This is a genomic window from Roseiarcus sp. (assembly GCF_052145395.1).
In the GTDB taxonomy this organism is placed as follows: Bacteria; Pseudomonadota; Alphaproteobacteria; order Rhizobiales; family Beijerinckiaceae; genus Roseiarcus.
This window is the reverse complement of sequence record NZ_JBKQOT010000238.1, coordinates 1-15,215: the sequence shown is the minus strand read 5'-3', so window position 1 is coordinate 15,215 and position 15,215 is coordinate 1. Positions and strand designations below refer to the sequence as shown.

The window sequence follows — 15,215 nt, the reverse complement described above, 5'->3', positions numbered from 1 at the left end:
GTTCTGTAAGGCGCGCTCGTTAAGCGCGCCGCGGCAGGGTCGCCGGCCCGGTCCTAAAGGCGCGTCTGGCCGCAGTCATCCACCGCGGCTACAATCGCGCCGCTAAAGGCGCATTCCATGTTTCTCGACTGGCTCTTGGCGAGCTTCCATCATCTGGCGGTGTTTTCGCTCGCGGCAATCCTGGCGGCGGAGCTTGCGCTGACGGCGGCCGTCCTGGACGACCGCGCGATCCTGCGGCTCGCCCGGATCGACGCGTGGTTCGGCGTCATGGCGGCGATCGCCCTGGCCGCCGGCCTCGCCCGCGTGTTCCTCGACGCAAAGGGCGTCGACTACTACGAAGCGAACGTCTTCTTCTGGATCAAGATGGCGCTGTTCGTGACCATCGCCGTCATCTCGGTCGCGCCGACCTTTTCGTTCATCGTCTGGCGGCGGGAGCTCCGCGAAACCCCGGCCTTCCGCCCGCCCGCCGGCGAGGTCGCGCGGCTGCGCAGGGCGCTTTACCTTGAGGCTGCGCTCTTCGCCCTCATCCCGCTCTGCGCCGCGGCGATGGCGCTCGCCACCGGACGATGACGCTTGCCCGTCAGACTTCGCGGCTCAAGACGCGAGCGTGAAGATCAGACGTCGCAATGCGCGATCGAAGCATGGGGGACCTGAACAAGTTCGACGCCGAGCAACTCCCGTGACAGTTCGATGTGCCGCCTCGCCAGACCTTTGGTCGTGTAGTCCCGCTCGATGAAACGGCGTTGCGCCCGGCTCGCAATCGCACGCCGCTCCTCGGCGCCGACCGCGAGCGCTGCATTTCTGAGGGCGACAGGATCGCCGGGCGGAACGAAAATCGCCTCGTCGTAAGAAAAATAGGTCGGGACTCCGCCGGTGTCGGAGCAAATCAGCGTGCTGCCCGAAGCGGTGGCTTCAAGCGCCACGGTGATACCTGAATATCGGTTCGGTTTCATCGGAATGACAGTGAAGTCCGCCCAGCTATAGCTCGCGCGGAAGCCCGCGATGTTAGCCGGATCCAAGACGGTAAAGTTCGAGAATCGCCGGACCTGCTTTGCCTCGATTCCCCTGATTGCGACCACGACCTCGAACCGCTCGTCGCCGCCGAGCGCCTCGAACAATGTCCCCCAGTCCCGGGATTGGTCATTTCCGGCCGAGAAAATGCGCAACTTTCCGGTTCTATTCTCCGCAATGGGTTGGGCGAGAGGAAAACTGTCCGCCGATATTCCAAAATATGTTAGTCGTACGTCTGCTTCGGAAAACATGCTCTGGACCAGACCCAGGTAGGATTTCGAATGAACAGTCAACACGGCCGCCCGTGCAATCAACCACCGATAAAATGCTTTCCGTACGGTGGACAATTTTTCCCAACGGTCAAAGAGCCAAATCGTCTGAGCTAGGACCTTCGGCGACTTTTTCTTTGGAGCTAACGCCATCAAGAACAGTGCAGCCAGATACTCCCGCTCGCTCATCGTCCAGACGACGTCGGAGCTTTGAATCGACCGCCAATTGTTCAACGCATGGAAGAGGTCAAAACCGAGGACAAATTTGAACGAGCGGGCAGCAAGCGTCGACTTCGTCGGGCGGGAAAAAGAAACTTTGCATGTATCGGACTGCGCCAGGTGAAAGCCATACGGCGTCCCGTCCGGCAAATCTCCACTCTCAAAATTCTCCCTCCATGCGGACACATCGAGCGCGCGATTCAGCAGCACGAAGACGTTCATACGAAGAAGATCTGTCTGCTCCGTCAACTCGGCCGATTCGCGGGTCGTCGCGGGATGTCCCGTTGCGATTTCGCTATCCACATCCCCCTCCGTGTAGCGCCTGACGATCGGTGGCCCCGCGCACCCCGACTCGCGTCTTGCAGTAGATTGTGCGGCGCTTCTCGACACGACGCAGAAGATCGCTTTTCGGGCTGCGTGTCATGTTCCCATGTTATCAGTGAATACTGGCTTGCTCAAGCCCGGTCCCGACATGCGCGGCGCCCCTTCAAAGGGCGTCCGGTTTCGGCGTCATGGAGGCGCGATCTGCGATCGCGCCGCCGCCGCTCATCGACCGCCGCGACAGGGCCGCGCAGTCGATCAGCCGGTAGGCCGGCAGGGTCAAATTCTCCTCGAACTCATCGGCGAGCGACATGTGCGAAAAGTGCTTGATCGGCTCGGGGAAGCGCCCGCCTTCGTAGGCCCCCGCCCCAACCTCGCCCTTCACCCGCTCCATCTCTCCGGCGAGCGCCGAGCGGAACATTTCGGGCGTCACCTCGCGCCCGTCGTCGAGCTTCGGTCGCCGCGTCCTCCGTCAGGATGTAGATGGGCGAGGCGCCGCGGCCGCCATCCAGGCCTCGATAAATCGCACGCCGCCGCGGATGTTCTCGCGCAGGCCTTCGCGTTTGTCATCTGGCGGCGGCACCCCGGGCGGATTCCGCCTTCCGCCCGCCGGCCGGCGAAGTCGCGCGGTTGCGCCTCGCGCTCTACGTTGAAGCCGACCTCTTCGCGCTCATCCCCGTCTGCGCCGCCGCAATGGCGCGAGGATACGGGAGCTGTCGCCGTTCGCGCGCTCCTGCGGACGTCGATCGCCCTTTTCCGGGCCACCGAGCGCGGCTACAGAAGCGCTCAGTCGATCAGCCTATAGCCGGGCAGGGTCAAAAACTCCTCGAACGCGGGCGCGAGCGACATGTCCGAGAAGAGCTGGATCGCCTCCGGGAACCGGCCGCCCGGGTAAGCCTCGGCGCCGACCTCGCCCTTCACCCGCTCCATCTCGCCCGCGAGCGCGGCGCGGAACATTTCTGGCGTCACCTCGCGGCCGTCATCGAGCTTCGCCTTCAGGTTGATCCACTGCCACACCTGGGCGCGCGAGATTTCGGCGGTCGCGGCGTCCTCCATCAAGTTGTAGATCGGCACGGCGCCGCGGCCCCTGAGCCACGCCTCGATGTACTGCACGCCGACGCGGATGTTCTCGCGCAGGCCCTCCTCGGTCCGCTTGCCCTTGTGCATCTCGACGAGGTCGGCCGCCGTCACGTCGACGTCGTCGCGCTTGACGGAAAGCTGGTTGGGTCCCGGCATCAGCCGGTCGAACACTTCCATCGCAACCGGCACGAGGTCGGGATGGGCGACCCAGGTGCCGTCGTGGCCATTGCCCGCCTCGCGCTCCTTGTCAGCCCGCACTTTTGCGAAGGCCGCGTCGTTGGCGTGCGCGTCGCCCTTGACCGGGATCTGCGCCGCCATCCCCCCCATGGCGAAGGCCCCGCGGCGGTGGCAGGTCTTGATGAGCAGCAGCGAGTAGGCGTTGAGGAAGGCCTGACCCATGGTCATCACCGACCGGTCGGGCGTCAGGAATTGAGGATTCTTGCCGAGCCGCTTGATGAACGAGAAGATATAGTCCCAGCGGCCGCAGTTGAGGCCGACGATGTGGTCGCGCAATTCGTAAAGAATCTCGTCCATCTCGAACGCCGCCGGCAGCGTCTCGATCAGCACCGTCGCCTTGAACGATCCGTGCGCAACGCCGAGGGCTCCTTCCGCGTGGGAAAAGACCTCGTTCCAGAGACGCGCCTCGAGATGGCTCTCCATCTTCGGCAGATAGAAGGCGATCGTCGCGCCCTGAGCGATCTGGGGCCTGGCGCAATGGAACACGTAGAGACCGAAGTCGAACAGCGACCCGGACATCTCGCGGCCGTCGACGGTCACATGGCGCTCCGGCAGGTGCCAGCCGCGCGGGCGCGCCATCAGCAAGGCCGGATCGGGCTTGAGGCTATAGGCCTTGCCGCTCGCCGGGTCGGTGAAGTCGATCCGGCCTTGCCAGCGGTCTTTCAGGTTGGCCTGGCCCTCGATCATGTTGGCGAACATCGGGGACGAAGCGTCCTCGAAATCCGCCATGAACACCTTGGCGCCCGAGTTCAGGGCGTTGACGATCATCTTGCGGTCGACGGGCCCGGTGATCTCGACTCGCCGGTCGAGGAGATCAGCCGGGATCGGGGCGACCGTCCAGTCGCCGTCGCGCACCGATTTCGTCTCGGTCAGAAAATGGGGAAGCTGGCCGGCGTCGAACAGCTTCTGCCGCTCCATCCGCCGCGCCAAGAGCTCGCGCCGGCGGACGTCGAAACGCTGGTGGAGGTCGGCGAGAAAAGCGAGCGCCTCGGGGCTAAGGATTTCCGCCTGCCGGGCGCTCGGGTGGGCATGGACATGGATTCCGGCCGAATGCGCGGTCATGGGCTCCTCCGGTTGGGCGGCGACGATCCGAGGCGTTTTTCCTAGACCGTTTCGCCGCCCTTGGGGAGGGCCAACGCCTCAAGCCGCGAGGTCCGCGCGTTCGCCGGTCTGCCGATCGCGCGCCGCCGCTCTCCGGCGGGCGAGCAATGCGGTCGGATCTTCGTCCAGCGGCAGCGCGCTGACATCGACGACGTCCTGCCGGGTCAAGCCGATGTCGCGCAACTCGTAGTCCGACATGCGGGCGAGCTGGCTCATGGCGCGCCTTGCGGCGCCGACCCGCGCGGGCCAACGCAGGGCGCGGCTCAGCGCCGACGCGGCCTCACTCGAGGCTCTTCTGGCGAACGAAGGCATCATGATCTGTCTCCGGATTGGGCGTGAACACCTGTTCTGCGCCGCGGGAGGCGGCGCCGCTGAAAGCGAATCATGCTGTGAGACCGTCCCCCGATCTGGGAACGATCTACATCTATCGCTTTTCGATTGATCGGTCTAACGAATGTTTGTAAGGAAACCGATAACATAATCGGATGGATTGCGATGCTCGACACCGACCAGCTGCGCTCGTTCCTCGCCATCGTCGACACGGGCTCGTTCACCAAGGCGGCGGAGCGGGTCCACAAGACCCAATCGGCCGTGTCGATGCACATACGCCGGCTCGAGGAGCAGCTCGGCTGCGCCCTGTTCGTCAAGCAGGGGCGGGGCGCGCGGCTCACGGCCGAGGGCGAGAGCCTGATCGATTTCGCCCGCCGCATCGTGCAGATCGAGGCCGGCGCGGTCGCCGCGCTGTCGCGAAAGGGTCTGCGCGGCGCCGTGCGGCTGGGCATCCCGGACGATTACGCCGAGAGCTACCTCGCCGAGATCCTCGGCCGCTTCACCCGCAAGCATCCCATGGTCGAGGTGTCGGTGTCGTGCGAAGGTTCGCCCGAGCTTGCCCAGCAGGTCTCGGCCGGCGCGCTCGAACTGGCGCTGGTGACCGACCATCCGGGACTGCACGGCTTCGAGCTCTTGTGCGAGCAGCCGCTGGTCTGGGCCGCCTCGGAACGGTTTCACATCGACGACGGCGCGCCGATTCCGCTGGCGCTCGGCGCCGTCTCGTGTCTCTGGCGGCGCGAGGCGGACGAGGCGCTCGCGGAAGCCGCGCGCCCGACCCGGGGCCTGTTCTTTTCGAAGAACTTCTCTGCGATCGGCACGGTCGTCCGGGCCGGTCTCGCTATCACCACGCTTCCCGAATCGATGGTCGGCGAAGGCCTGCGCATTCTCGGCGCCGCCGAGGGACTGCCCGAACTGCCGCTGACCCGGATGGGGCTCATCCATGCGCCCGGCCGTCCGAGCGAAGAAGCCAAAGCGCTGGCGAACGCCATTCGCGAGACGGTCAGCCTGCCGGCCCGCCGCGCAGCGTGAGCAGCCGGGGCCTGCGGTTCCCTTCGCGCCTCTCCCCTTGTGGGAAAAGGACCACAGCCTTCCCGCGTTTCCTCAAGGTTAACGGTTAAGCTTAAGAAGCTGTTAAGCGCCCCGTGACAGGTTTTCCCCGTTCTTGTTGCGGGCGCGAACAGCCGTCGCCCAAGTGTTTGGCGAGGGGCGACGGTTATGGCCAATTGGACACTTCTCGCCAATTGGAGAACGCCGGTCCTCGCGGGCTGCCTGACCCTCGCGTCGAGCGTATCCGTCTTGGCCGTCGATCTTCCTCCCGCGCCCGCGCTTCCGGCCGCGACCGCGTCCTCCGAGGAATTCAGCGGCTGGTATTTGCGCGGCGACGTCGGCGCCGGCTTCGAACCGGCGCCCGACCTCGGGACGGCGGGCGCCGGCGCGCCCGGCTTTGCGCTTCCCGTGCTCTCGCCCTTTGCGGCAGCCTCCTTCGGCGGCGCGACGCTCACGCCGTCCGGAACGGTCGACGCGGGGGTCGGCTATGTCCTCCTGCCGCCCTGGCTGCGGATGGACGGGACGCTGGAATATCGCTTCGGCGGCCGTCTTCAGTCTTCTTACGCGATCAGCGATCCGGCGCCGTTCGCGGGCGCCGGATCGTTCCGCGCCGCCAACCGGCTCCGCGCCGGCGTCTCGTCGATCGTCGCGCTCGTCAACGGCTATGTCGATCTCGGCGACTACTGGGGCGCGAAGCCCTTCGTCGGCGCCGGGATCGGCGTCGCGGACAACGCGCTCTCCGGCGTGTCCGACCGGGGCTTTGCGGTCTCGGGCGCCGGCGCGGCCCTGCCCGTCGGAGGCGTCTTCTCCAACGCCTCGCGGACGAATTTCGCCTGGGCCCTGACCGCGGGGCTCGACTTCGACATTGCGCCGGACCTCAAGCTCGAGATCAGCTACCGCTATCTCAACCTCGGCACGATCGCGGTCGGGGGACTGCATTGCGTCGCCGGCGTGCAGACCTGCCTCGGCGGGGCGGGCGTCGCCGCCACCTCGCGCAACGCGCTCGCCTCCAACGACGTACGCGTTGGCCTCATCTGGCTCGTCCCCGAGCCGCAATCGGCGCCAGCGCCGGTCGTCGCACGTTACTGACCGCCCGATTGCGCCCTCGCGTTGTAGGACCGGGTCCATAGCGCATCCGCAAGGACGCCGGTCTCGTGACGACCTGTGGATCCCCCTGCGCGGTCGCCAACCGCGCGTGCAGCGCGGTCTTCGGAATAGCGATCGCGTTCAAATCGTCGTGAGCCCCCGCGCCTCCTCCGTCTCGCGGCGCGACCATTGTTGCCATCGGCGGCGCCGAATTGTAGCGATGGCGTCCCGCCGGCGGCCCCGCAAAGGAAAAGCGCGGCCGCCGACTCCGTTTTCCACGCCTCTAAGGCCCCATGACCGACGCGACCGCGCCGCAGACGGGAATCCTCCGCTCCGCCTGGGCCAATCCGATCCTGCTTTTGGTGCTGACGACCCTGATCTGGGCCGGCCACTCGATCGTCGGCCGTCTGGCGGTCGGGCAGATTGGCCCGATGACGCTCACCTGCATGCGCTGGCTCATCGCGCTCGCGCCTATTCTGGCCGCAGCCCGGCCGTCGCTGCGTCACGACTGGCCGGTCCTCCGGGCCAGCTGGCCCTATCTGCTCGCGATGGGCGCGCTCGGCTACACCGGGTTCAACGCGCTCTTCTATGTGGCCGCGCATCGCACCAGCGCGCTCAACCTGTCGATCATCAAGGGCGGCATTCCAGCTTTTGTCCTCCTGGGGGCGCGCGCGGCCCTCGGCATTCGCTTCACTGCGCTGCAGGCTCTCGGCGCGGTCGTCACCATGGCCGGCGTGGCGGCGATCGCCGCTCAGGGCAATATCGCCACGCTCCTGGCGCTCGACTTCAACAGCGGTGACGCGATGATGCTGGTGGCCGTTGTCTTCTATGCCGGCTATACGGTGGCCTTGCGCGAGCGCCCCCCGGTCTCCGGCCTGAGCCTGCTCGCGGGCATGGCGTTGGCCGCCTTCGTCACCTCCGTGCCGCTGATGATCTGGGAGATCGACTCCGGCGGCTTCATCTGGCCGACCGCGGCGGGACTCATGACGCTGGCCTACGTCGCGCTCGGGCCGGCGTTTGCGTCGCAAATGTTTTACATGCGGGGGGTTGAACTGATCGGGCCGGGGCGCGCGGGCGTGTTCGTCAATCTTGTGCCGGTGTTCGGCGCGATCATGGCCGTCGTCCTGCTCGGCGAGCCGTTCGCGGCCTATCACGTCCTCGCGCTGCTTCTCGTCGTCGGCGGGATTGTGATCGCTCAAGCCGGCGCCCGCGCCAAATCCGTCTCCGCCCGCTGACAAGGGGCCAAGGGAAAAGCAAACGGGAGAACGACATGGGCCATTGGATCGAGCTGAAACCCGAGGGCGCCCGGCCGATCGCCGCCTGGCGCGCCGACCCGGCGGGCGCGCCGCGCGGCGGAATCGTCGTCATCCAGGAGATTTTCGGCGTCAACGCCCACATTCGCGAGGTGACCGACCGGTTCGCCGCCGAGGGCTTTTTGGCGGTCGCCCCGGCGATCTTCGACCATGTCGAGAAGGGTTTCGACGTCGGCTACGACCCGGACTCGCGCACTCGCGGCATGGCCGTAGTCGCCAAGGTCGACCGGGAGCAGGTGCTGCGCGACGCGGCGGCGGCGACCGAGATCGCCAGGGAAGGCGGCAAGGTCGGCATTGTCGGCTATTGCTTCGGCGGTACGATTGCCTGGATGGCTGCGGCGCAGTTGCCGGACTTGAGCGCCGCGGTCGGCTATTACGGCGGCGGGATTCTCGGCCTCAAGGATCTGAAGCCGAAAATTCCGACCATTCTGCACTTCGGCGAGAAGGATCAGCATATCCCGATCGCGGACGTGAAGGCGTTTGCCGCGGAGCGCCCGGACGCGCCGGTGTACACCTACCCGGCCGACCACGGCTTTAACTGCGACCATCGCGCAAGCTACGACGCCCCGAGCGCCGCGCTCGCATGGAAGCGTACGCTGGAGTTCTTCCGCCGGCATCTGGGGTGAGGCGCGGACGCGGTCGGCAGCCGGGCGTCGTGCGAACAAAAAAGCGATTGGGGCCGCTCGCGACGGAGGATCAGCTTGGCGCGACGGCCGGTCTCCGTGGCTGCCCACGCCGCGGTGTACTTTCGGGCCGTCGCCGATAGCAAGAAACTTGACGGCTTACGCGTGACCCAGGATGTCTCAAAAAGGCGGAATCCTGCCGTCCACGTGTCCGCCCGTGAACAGGGAAATTCCGTCCAGAGCGGGAGTTCGTCGCGACCGATTCAACGACGAAAGATCGCCTCGCGACCGTCCGTCGTCTCGACGTAATCTCTTGCGAAAAGACTGGCTGGTGGCGCCAGTTCAATTCTGCCTTTGGAGTCGCACTTTTTCGCTGGAGTACGGGAGCGTGAAGTGAAGAGGTCGAACACTTTTGCCCTGGCTTTTGCCGTTTCACTGGCAAGCCCGACTGCGGCCTATGCCGCCGAAGAAAGCGCCACAGCCGTCCATCGCGACCACCAAAGCGTTCACCACCGCCCCGTGACGACGCAGAAGGCGGTTCCCGCGGGGTCGACAGCGCAGAGCGCGCCGGCCCTGGCCAAACCCATGACCCCGCCCGCGGTCCAGAACGATAGCGACGGGCTAAGCCGCGATCCCGAGGATTGCATGATGGGTTGTCTCGACACCACCTTCTGACCGAGATTCACGGCGGCGAACGAGTGACTTCCCTCGCTTCGAGCCTCGCCGTCAAAAGCGGACGCGTATGCCGGCGCCCGGGTCGATGTTCTGGGACTTGAAATACCCGCTTGCGAAGCCGCCGTATACGTTCGAGACCATCACGCCGACGTAAATGTCGACGCGTTTGAACGGCTTGTAATCGATCAGGCCGGAGATGGCGGACTTGCTGCCGGCGCATTTGCTGCTGCTCGTTCCGGTGCTGTAGCCTGTGCAGGTCGCCGGCGCCGGCAAGTAATCATTCTGATTCTGATAGTAAAAACCGATGTTCGCGCTGAGGCTGCTCGATATGGCACATTTTCCGCCCACCCAGAACGAGTTGAGGATTCGGTTGACGTCATAGTTGCTCGCATTCGCCGCGCCTGCCGGGACGAAAACCCCGAGCGCTATGGTCGGAAAGCCGCCCGGGAACGCGTCTGATGGATTCGCGAGCCTCACCCAGGTATACCCAGCATAGACCTCGAATGGGTCCCATTTATACTTGGCTGCGAGCACGAAGCCAGTGTTGTTCGAAAGCGTGGCCTTCAGGATCGCGTTGGGGTCGTATCCCGCGGGCAAGCCGGTGCCCGCGTAAGACGAAAGACTGACGACATCCTTCGCGTAGCTCACGACGCCATCGATGGAAAACCCGCCGAAAGTGGCGCCGATCTGGCCCTGATATTCGCCCATCGAGCCGTTGCCCAAGGCATAACCGTTGCCGACCTGCGCTAGGCCCGCCACGCGGAAATTCTGGTATTCCAAGCGATAGACGAAGCCCGTGTTGACGCGCGCAAGCTCGGTCGAGCCCAGGCCGGCGAACGAGCCGGAGAATGAGAAGGCGTTCGATCTAACCGGATCGTAAGCCGAGATGACTTCGGCCGCCAGCGCGTTCACCCGGCCGAACGTCACCGTGCCATAGGTCTTGTTGCTGACGCCGACAAAGCCTTGCGAGTTGTCCCATTGTCCCGCGCGGCTCGAATCGCCATGGGCGGTCTGGAACGCCGCCGAATTGAGGTTGTTGTCGGCGAGGCTGCGCGGCCCGTTGATCAACATCAGCGAGTAGGGGTTGTAGCCGAGTTCGACCGCCCCGATCAGCAGCCAGTCTTGGTAAAGCTGCTCTTCCAACTTCACGCCGACCACCGAGGTGCTCTGCGCGTTGGGAAACCAGGACCACCGGCCGCTCTGGCTGGGCTTCTTGATCTCGTAGAAGACGCCCTTTTCGTAGCTGCCGTTGAACTGCGAGCCGGCGGTGTTGTAGCCGGCGCCGACGTCGAGCGTGCCGTAAAGCGTGATCCCGGCATAGCTCAGCGGGCAGTCGGAAAAGGACGTATTGAGAACGTCCCAAAGGCTGACCCAACAATTCGGTGCCGATTTTGGCGGCTCGGGGGCCTTGGTGGTCGGGAGATCGGCCGCGTCAGCGAGGCTGGCCACGCCGAGCGCCGCCAACAGAACAATTCCAGCTGTCGTTGTCGACCGCGAGTTGATCGCAACCGAACGACCTGCAGCGTCAGTCACGGCGGGAAAGAGTCGGCCAGTACACCTGTATCACCGCGAAAATATAGGCCGTGCTGATACCGCATAGTAGCATGCCGTCTACCGACTCCAAAGCGCCCATCATCCGCCAGGACCGTTCCAGCACCACACCCGAGGCGCCCCGCGTCGTCAACGAGTCGACGGAATAGAAGATCGCATCCATAGGCGAACGGATCGCCCCCAACCACAAATACGCGGTCGCCCAGATACCAGCCTCCACTACATGCATCGTCGCCAGCAGCAGTCCGACCGCTGCGATCACGCCCGTCACGATCGGGATCACAGCCAGTAGGCCAAGTGGTTGCCTCTCCACCCGGACCCGTATCCCCACCATTGTGAGGGCCATCGCCACCACCCCCAACGCGTGCATTGCCACCGTCAGGACAATGAGCGACAGGCCCCAAATCCAGCTCGCGCGCTCCGAAATGAATCCATCCATCGTCCGTTCTCCGCCTACCTGTCGTGTCCCAAACAGATCGCGTTGACACGTAATGGCGACCAAGAAACCGCGCTGACGAGTCCGGCGGCCGCATCACTGGGCGACTTGCGCGAGGGGCGAGGGAACGCCGACGCGGATCAGCCGCGAGAAGTCGGGCGACTGATCGGCCGCCTTGGCGCGCTCGCCGATCCGCGCGAGCGCCATCAGTTCGCTCAGGGGAATCGTCGTGACGACCGCGCCCCGGTCATAGAGGTAGCCCGGCAGATAGCCATTTGGCGATGAGCCGCCAGTCGAACGGCAAGGTTCCGCCAGCGGCCCGGATCAGCTTTGCGACTGCCGTCGTACAGTTGGTCGCGATGGAATTGTAGAAGGCCGGGCGCTGCGCCAGCCCGTTCGCCTCATCGACATATTCGAGCAGCAGGGCGCGGGCCTTCTCCGGCGACGTTCGCAGCCGGTAGAGGCGCGCGTCCTCGCCGCGCACATTGGCGCGCAAGCGGACGGAGTCGCGCTCGGTCGTGGCCGGGGACACGAGGGCGTCGGTCTTGAAGGCGTCCGCGACGGGCGAATACGCGCCGCTTTTCTGCCGCCTGATCTCGATCGACCAGGCGAGCTTCTCACCGTCGTCGAAACCGAAGCTCATGATGAGGTGGGCCATTTCCGGCCCGGCCCAATAGATCAGGAAGAGATCGAGCGTCTTGAGCCTGGAAAGGTCGTAGGAGCGCGGACTCCATCGTTCGGTGAAGTCGTTGTCGGTGCGCCAGTCGAAGTCGCGCACGTCGGAAAGCGTCAGAATGTCGCCGTTCAGCGTCCCGGTCGTCTGCCGCGCGACATCGGGGGCCCAATCGCCGTTTGCCGGCGGCTCGATCGTGCTCCACCAGATCGCGACCAAGCCAAAAGCGAGCGCGAACACCAACAGCCCGGCCCAGCGACGGTGGGAGAAGACCGCGGCGACGGTCGCAAGCGCGATGGCTACGAAGGCGCCCGCGGCGGCGACCTTCGCCCATTCCGGCGCGGGGAGCCTGAACCACAGCGCCATGACCGCCCACGCGGCGAGCGGCGCGATGAGCAGAACCGATACGCAACTCCAGAGAGTCGCCGAAGCGATACGCCTCATAGTCATGGCCCCCCGCCGCGACGGGGACGATCGATTTGCGTCACTGCACTCTGCGCCAGGTCTCCCCCTCGCAGAAGACTCCAAGCGCGCAGCCTTTCAGGTTGAGCCCATCGGCGCCGACGAGCGTGATCACCCCTGAATAGGTCTTCCCGTCGTCGGGATTGAACAGGCTGCCCTTCCATTCGTTGGCGCCGACCTTGGCCGCGCCGCCGACAATCATCGTGCCGACTTTGGCGCTGCTCGTCCCCTTGCTGACGACCTTGCCGCAGAGCTTGCCGCCGCAATTGAAGAAACTGACCTCGGCCCCGTTCGATGGCCGCACCCACTTGCCATAGGGTTCGGCGGCCAGGGCCGGCGAGAGGAGCAGCGCTGCGGCGAAAGCCGCGAGAGCAAGGCTTGAAAGTTTCATAAGGAAGCCTCCATTCGATTTTGAGCGGTTATTCGCCCCGGATGATATTGACCGTCGCGCCAAGGAACGTGGCCGGAAGCGACACGACCGTGCCGACGTTGCCCCTGAGCGATTCGGCCTGGGCGGAGGAGCCAGGCCTCGCGCCGACTCCCTGCCCGAGGACAGGTAGCAGGCTGGGCGCCACCTCGGCCAGTTGGGCGAACTTGCCGTGGTTGGTCGGGTCGTCGGCCTTGACATCCGTCAGGTCGATGACCGTCGCGCCGAGCGCCGCCAGCTCCGCGTCGTTGGGAACGTCGCCGACCCGCGTTTCTTTGCCACCGAGGAAACTCGATGCTCCGAGCGCCTTGTCGTCCTTTGAAACGACGACGTAGAACGGCTTGTCGGGCCTACCGATGCGGCGCATCTGCGATTTGAACACATCGAGATCGATATCCGGCGCCGCGAGGAAGACTTAGCCGAATTTGTTCACGTTCTTCAGGTCGCCCGAAACCATGATCTGTCGGAACGCCTCGACGGTGACCCAATTGCCCATCGAATGGGCGAGGACGTCCCGGTCGGCGTTGCTCGCCAAAGCAAGGCGAAGGACGTGTTCGAGACCGTCGCGCGCCGCCGTGGCGCTGTTGGTGTCGTAGACATAATCTGCGAGCTTTGCGCGCGACGCCCAGGTGAACAGCACCGGAACTCCAGGGGCCTTCGAGTCCTGGACGATCTGGGTGAAACGATAGAGCCCCTCGGCGAACATCGTGTTGTAGCCATGGATGAACACGAACACCCTGCGGCTTCCCTTCGGATGCTTCGCTAGCTGAGCGTTCAGCGCGTGAACGAACGCCTTCTCGCCGTCCAGGTACGCCCCGTCGAGTACGACGAAATTGGTATTCGGGTCTCCGGGCGGGGTCGACGCCATTTCGACCTGGCCGGGAACATGGTTTGGCGGGACCGAGACGGTGATCTCGGCGTAGTCGAGGGAAGGGGCCCTCTCGCCATTGAAGAATGTGCCTGGCCGCGGGTCCCGCTGACGGGTCGTCGCGATCAACACCGTGTGATCGGTGGCGCCTGGCGCGCTCACCGGGACGGAGGCGAGAAAGCCGGTTTCCGGCCTCGAAGCGCACGCCACCAGGGGCGCGACGACAAGCAAGACGGCCAATATCGATAGCGGTCATCGCAGACGGACCCACGTCAACGAAGTGGAAACCGTCGAGCGCCTGCGACCATCAGTGATATCAGCCCCTCAATTCCGCAGGTCGCCTTGGAGTGCGTTTTATCCTCCGAGAGGCCGACGCTCTTCATCACTTCGTTGAAGTGATCAATGATGTTAAAGGCATCGCCGGCGCCTTGGTTTTGTCCTGCTGATTGCCGACATGAGGCCTCTTCCTGGATACTGAACTAAGTCTTTTGGGTCTTGCCACACTCTCGCCTTGTCTTGACTCCCCTTAGCACGTGATCGATTCCCAAACTGCCGTTTTCAGCCGATTCGAGGCTTCCAGAGACAATTTGTCGCTAACATGGCTCCGGCATGGACCATGACGAAGGCATGGACGTCCTGAGCCACGGCCGCTGGCTCCGCGGCACAACGGTTGAATTCCGGAGCGCGATTCTATCGCGCTGTCACTGGCAGCGCCTTGAAGGCCGGCGCGCTGATCCAGACCGGCGGCGAAGAAAAAGCGAAATAACCCGGCCTTCGGCATCATGGAACTGAGGACGGTTCTCGGCCGCCACGACATGCCGACAATGCATTTCGCGCGTCCGGTTTTCTGGATCGGCAGCACTCAAATCCTCGCGCCAACGGCGGTCGTGTCGGATAGAGGCGACCGCCAAGACGACGGCGTGGCTGGCGCGGTCAGAAAGGTGCTCAAAGAGCGCCCCGACTGGTGGCAGTTTTTTCTCCAGCCCACGCTCCTCTTCGGCGACATCCGCCTCGATATTGCCGGCTGATCTTATGATCGGGGACACTGAGCGTCGCTGCGCCGCGGTGCTGTTGCGACTGGGGGGGCCGCCGTTTCGCCGATCCGGTGGACCCGGCGCCGGCCGACGTTTCGATCACCAGGACGACCTGGCAGGCGCGGAGAGCCTGGCGCGCGGCACGGTCCGTATCATGCTCGGGCGGCCGGCGGCGCTCGGGCTAATCGAACAGGGCTACAGGGGTATCGTCGTGCGCATCCCGGCGGCCCTGCGCGCGTTTATCGATGAGGGATGAGCCCGTTCCCAGCCCACGGCTCGGAATCCAGGTTAACGGTCATTTCATTTGCAGGATCTGCAAGAGAAAGTCGGTATCCCAAGAAGCGGCTTTCCTTCGGGTTTTGACGCTTCCCTTGGATTTGTGGGCGCGCAGGAGACTGAGGACGAAGCGGCGGACGACGGCCATGTTCTTGGCGCCGTGGCCGGCGCGATAG

At 64.8% G+C, this 15,215-nt stretch carries 14 protein-coding genes and 3 pseudogenes; 8 read left to right on the top strand and 9 right to left on the bottom strand.

What is annotated here, in order from left to right; all coding sequences use genetic code 11:
* Window positions 1-117 precede the first annotated feature (117 nt).
* Window positions 118-570, top strand: coding sequence for a DUF2214 family protein (locus ACLP25_RS08180; RefSeq protein WP_442468714.1), 453 nt, complete (start codon window positions 118-120; stop codon window positions 568-570).
* 44 nt (window positions 571-614) lie between these two features.
* Here ACLP25_RS08180 and ACLP25_RS08175 read toward each other — a convergent pair whose 3' ends face one another.
* From ACLP25_RS08175 to ACLP25_RS08160, 4 genes and pseudogenes are all read right to left on the bottom strand, one after another.
* The gene (locus tag ACLP25_RS08175; protein ID WP_442468713.1) at window positions 615-1,802 is read right to left on the bottom strand and encodes a glycosyltransferase family protein; all 1,188 of its coding nucleotides are present in this window, start codon (window positions 1,800-1,802) and stop codon (window positions 615-617) included.
* Between the two features lie 184 nt (window positions 1,803-1,986).
* A pseudogene (locus ACLP25_RS08170) lies at window positions 1,987-2,259 on the bottom strand (hypothetical protein); the annotation flags it as partial.
* 347 nt (window positions 2,260-2,606) lie between these two features.
* On the bottom strand, window positions 2,607-4,199 hold the full coding sequence (gene aceB, locus ACLP25_RS08165; protein WP_442468712.1) for a malate synthase A: 1,593 nt from the start codon (window positions 4,197-4,199) through the stop codon (window positions 2,607-2,609).
* A 78-nt stretch (window positions 4,200-4,277) separates the two neighbouring features.
* Window positions 4,278-4,553 (bottom strand): DUF1127 domain-containing protein, encoded by a 276-nt coding sequence (locus ACLP25_RS08160; protein ID WP_442468711.1) that lies wholly within the window; start codon window positions 4,551-4,553, stop codon window positions 4,278-4,280.
* 180 nt (window positions 4,554-4,733) lie between these two features.
* Here ACLP25_RS08160 and ACLP25_RS08155 point away from each other — a divergent pair, with 180 nt between their 5' ends.
* The 5 genes from ACLP25_RS08155 (at window position 4,734) to ACLP25_RS08135 (ending at window position 9,312) form a co-directional block, all read left to right on the top strand.
* The gene (locus ACLP25_RS08155; protein WP_442468710.1) at window positions 4,734-5,597 is read left to right on the top strand and encodes a LysR substrate-binding domain-containing protein; all 864 of its coding nucleotides are present in this window, start codon (window positions 4,734-4,736) and stop codon (window positions 5,595-5,597) included.
* A gap of 186 nt (window positions 5,598-5,783) precedes the next feature.
* Window positions 5,784-6,704: an outer membrane protein gene (locus tag ACLP25_RS08150; protein WP_442468709.1), complete on the top strand. Its 921-nt coding sequence runs from the start codon at window positions 5,784-5,786 to the stop codon at window positions 6,702-6,704.
* A 290-nt stretch (window positions 6,705-6,994) separates the two neighbouring features.
* The gene (locus ACLP25_RS08145; protein WP_442468708.1) at window positions 6,995-7,936 is read left to right on the top strand and encodes a DMT family transporter; all 942 of its coding nucleotides are present in this window, start codon (window positions 6,995-6,997) and stop codon (window positions 7,934-7,936) included.
* Window positions 7,937-7,971: 35 nt separating this feature from the next.
* Window positions 7,972-8,640, top strand: a complete 669-nt coding sequence (locus ACLP25_RS08140; protein WP_442468707.1) for a dienelactone hydrolase family protein — start codon at window positions 7,972-7,974, stop codon at window positions 8,638-8,640.
* 390 nt (window positions 8,641-9,030) lie between these two features.
* On the top strand, window positions 9,031-9,312 hold the full coding sequence (locus ACLP25_RS08135) for a hypothetical protein (RefSeq protein ID WP_442468706.1): 282 nt from the start codon (window positions 9,031-9,033) through the stop codon (window positions 9,310-9,312).
* Between the two features lie 51 nt (window positions 9,313-9,363).
* Here the strand turns inward: ACLP25_RS08135 and ACLP25_RS08130 are convergent, their stop codons facing one another.
* From ACLP25_RS08130 to ACLP25_RS08110, 5 genes and pseudogenes are all read right to left on the bottom strand, one after another.
* Complete coding sequence (locus ACLP25_RS08130; protein WP_442468705.1) at window positions 9,364-10,761, bottom strand: porin; 1,398 nt, start codon at window positions 10,759-10,761, stop codon at window positions 9,364-9,366.
* 76 nt (window positions 10,762-10,837) lie between these two features.
* Complete coding sequence (locus ACLP25_RS08125; RefSeq protein ID WP_442468704.1) at window positions 10,838-11,302, bottom strand: hypothetical protein; 465 nt, start codon at window positions 11,300-11,302, stop codon at window positions 10,838-10,840.
* Window positions 11,303-11,395: 93 nt separating this feature from the next.
* Window positions 11,396-12,416 (bottom strand): annotated as a pseudogene (locus ACLP25_RS08120) (Lnb N-terminal periplasmic domain-containing protein).
* 40 nt (window positions 12,417-12,456) lie between these two features.
* Complete coding sequence (locus ACLP25_RS08115; protein ID WP_442468703.1) at window positions 12,457-12,825, bottom strand: DUF2147 domain-containing protein; 369 nt, start codon at window positions 12,823-12,825, stop codon at window positions 12,457-12,459.
* A gap of 28 nt (window positions 12,826-12,853) precedes the next feature.
* Window positions 12,854-13,729 (bottom strand): annotated as a pseudogene (locus tag ACLP25_RS08110) (alpha/beta hydrolase).
* A gap of 782 nt (window positions 13,730-14,511) precedes the next feature.
* On the opposite strand from ACLP25_RS08110, the gene ACLP25_RS08105 reads away from it, so the two are divergent.
* Together ACLP25_RS08105 and ACLP25_RS08100 are read left to right on the top strand one after the other, a co-directional pair.
* The gene (locus tag ACLP25_RS08105) at window positions 14,512-14,757 is read left to right on the top strand and encodes a hypothetical protein (RefSeq protein ID WP_442468702.1); all 246 of its coding nucleotides are present in this window, start codon (window positions 14,512-14,514) and stop codon (window positions 14,755-14,757) included.
* A gap of 4 nt (window positions 14,758-14,761) precedes the next feature.
* Entirely contained in the window at window positions 14,762-15,019 is a 258-nt protein-coding gene (locus ACLP25_RS08100) for a hypothetical protein (RefSeq protein ID WP_442468701.1), read from the top strand.
* The last annotated feature ends 196 nt before the right edge of the window (window positions 15,020-15,215 follow it).

Bases quoted from the DNA above. Each gene is read 5' to 3' on its own strand.
- ACLP25_RS08180 (WP_442468714.1), top strand. From the start codon at position 118: ATGTTTCTCGACTGGCTCTTGGCGAGCTTCCATCATCTGGCGGTGTTT.
- aceB (WP_442468712.1), bottom strand. From the start codon at position 4,199: ATGACCGCGCATTCGGCCGGAATCCATGTCCATGCCCACCCGAGCGCC.
- ACLP25_RS08145 (WP_442468708.1), top strand. From the start codon at position 6,995: ATGACCGACGCGACCGCGCCGCAGACGGGAATCCTCCGCTCCGCCTGG.
- ACLP25_RS08150 (WP_442468709.1), top strand. From the start codon at position 5,784: ATGGCCAATTGGACACTTCTCGCCAATTGGAGAACGCCGGTCCTCGCG.
- ACLP25_RS08115 (WP_442468703.1), bottom strand. From the start codon at position 12,825: ATGAAACTTTCAAGCCTTGCTCTCGCGGCTTTCGCCGCAGCGCTGCTC.
- ACLP25_RS08140 (WP_442468707.1), top strand. From the start codon at position 7,972: ATGGGCCATTGGATCGAGCTGAAACCCGAGGGCGCCCGGCCGATCGCC.
- ACLP25_RS08125 (WP_442468704.1), bottom strand. From the start codon at position 11,302: ATGGATGGATTCATTTCGGAGCGCGCGAGCTGGATTTGGGGCCTGTCG.
- ACLP25_RS08105 (WP_442468702.1), top strand. From the start codon at position 14,512: ATGGAACTGAGGACGGTTCTCGGCCGCCACGACATGCCGACAATGCAT.
- ACLP25_RS08160 (WP_442468711.1), bottom strand. From the start codon at position 4,553: ATGATGCCTTCGTTCGCCAGAAGAGCCTCGAGTGAGGCCGCGTCGGCG.
- ACLP25_RS08100 (WP_442468701.1), top strand. From the start codon at position 14,762: ATGATCGGGGACACTGAGCGTCGCTGCGCCGCGGTGCTGTTGCGACTG.
- ACLP25_RS08155 (WP_442468710.1), top strand. From the start codon at position 4,734: ATGCTCGACACCGACCAGCTGCGCTCGTTCCTCGCCATCGTCGACACG.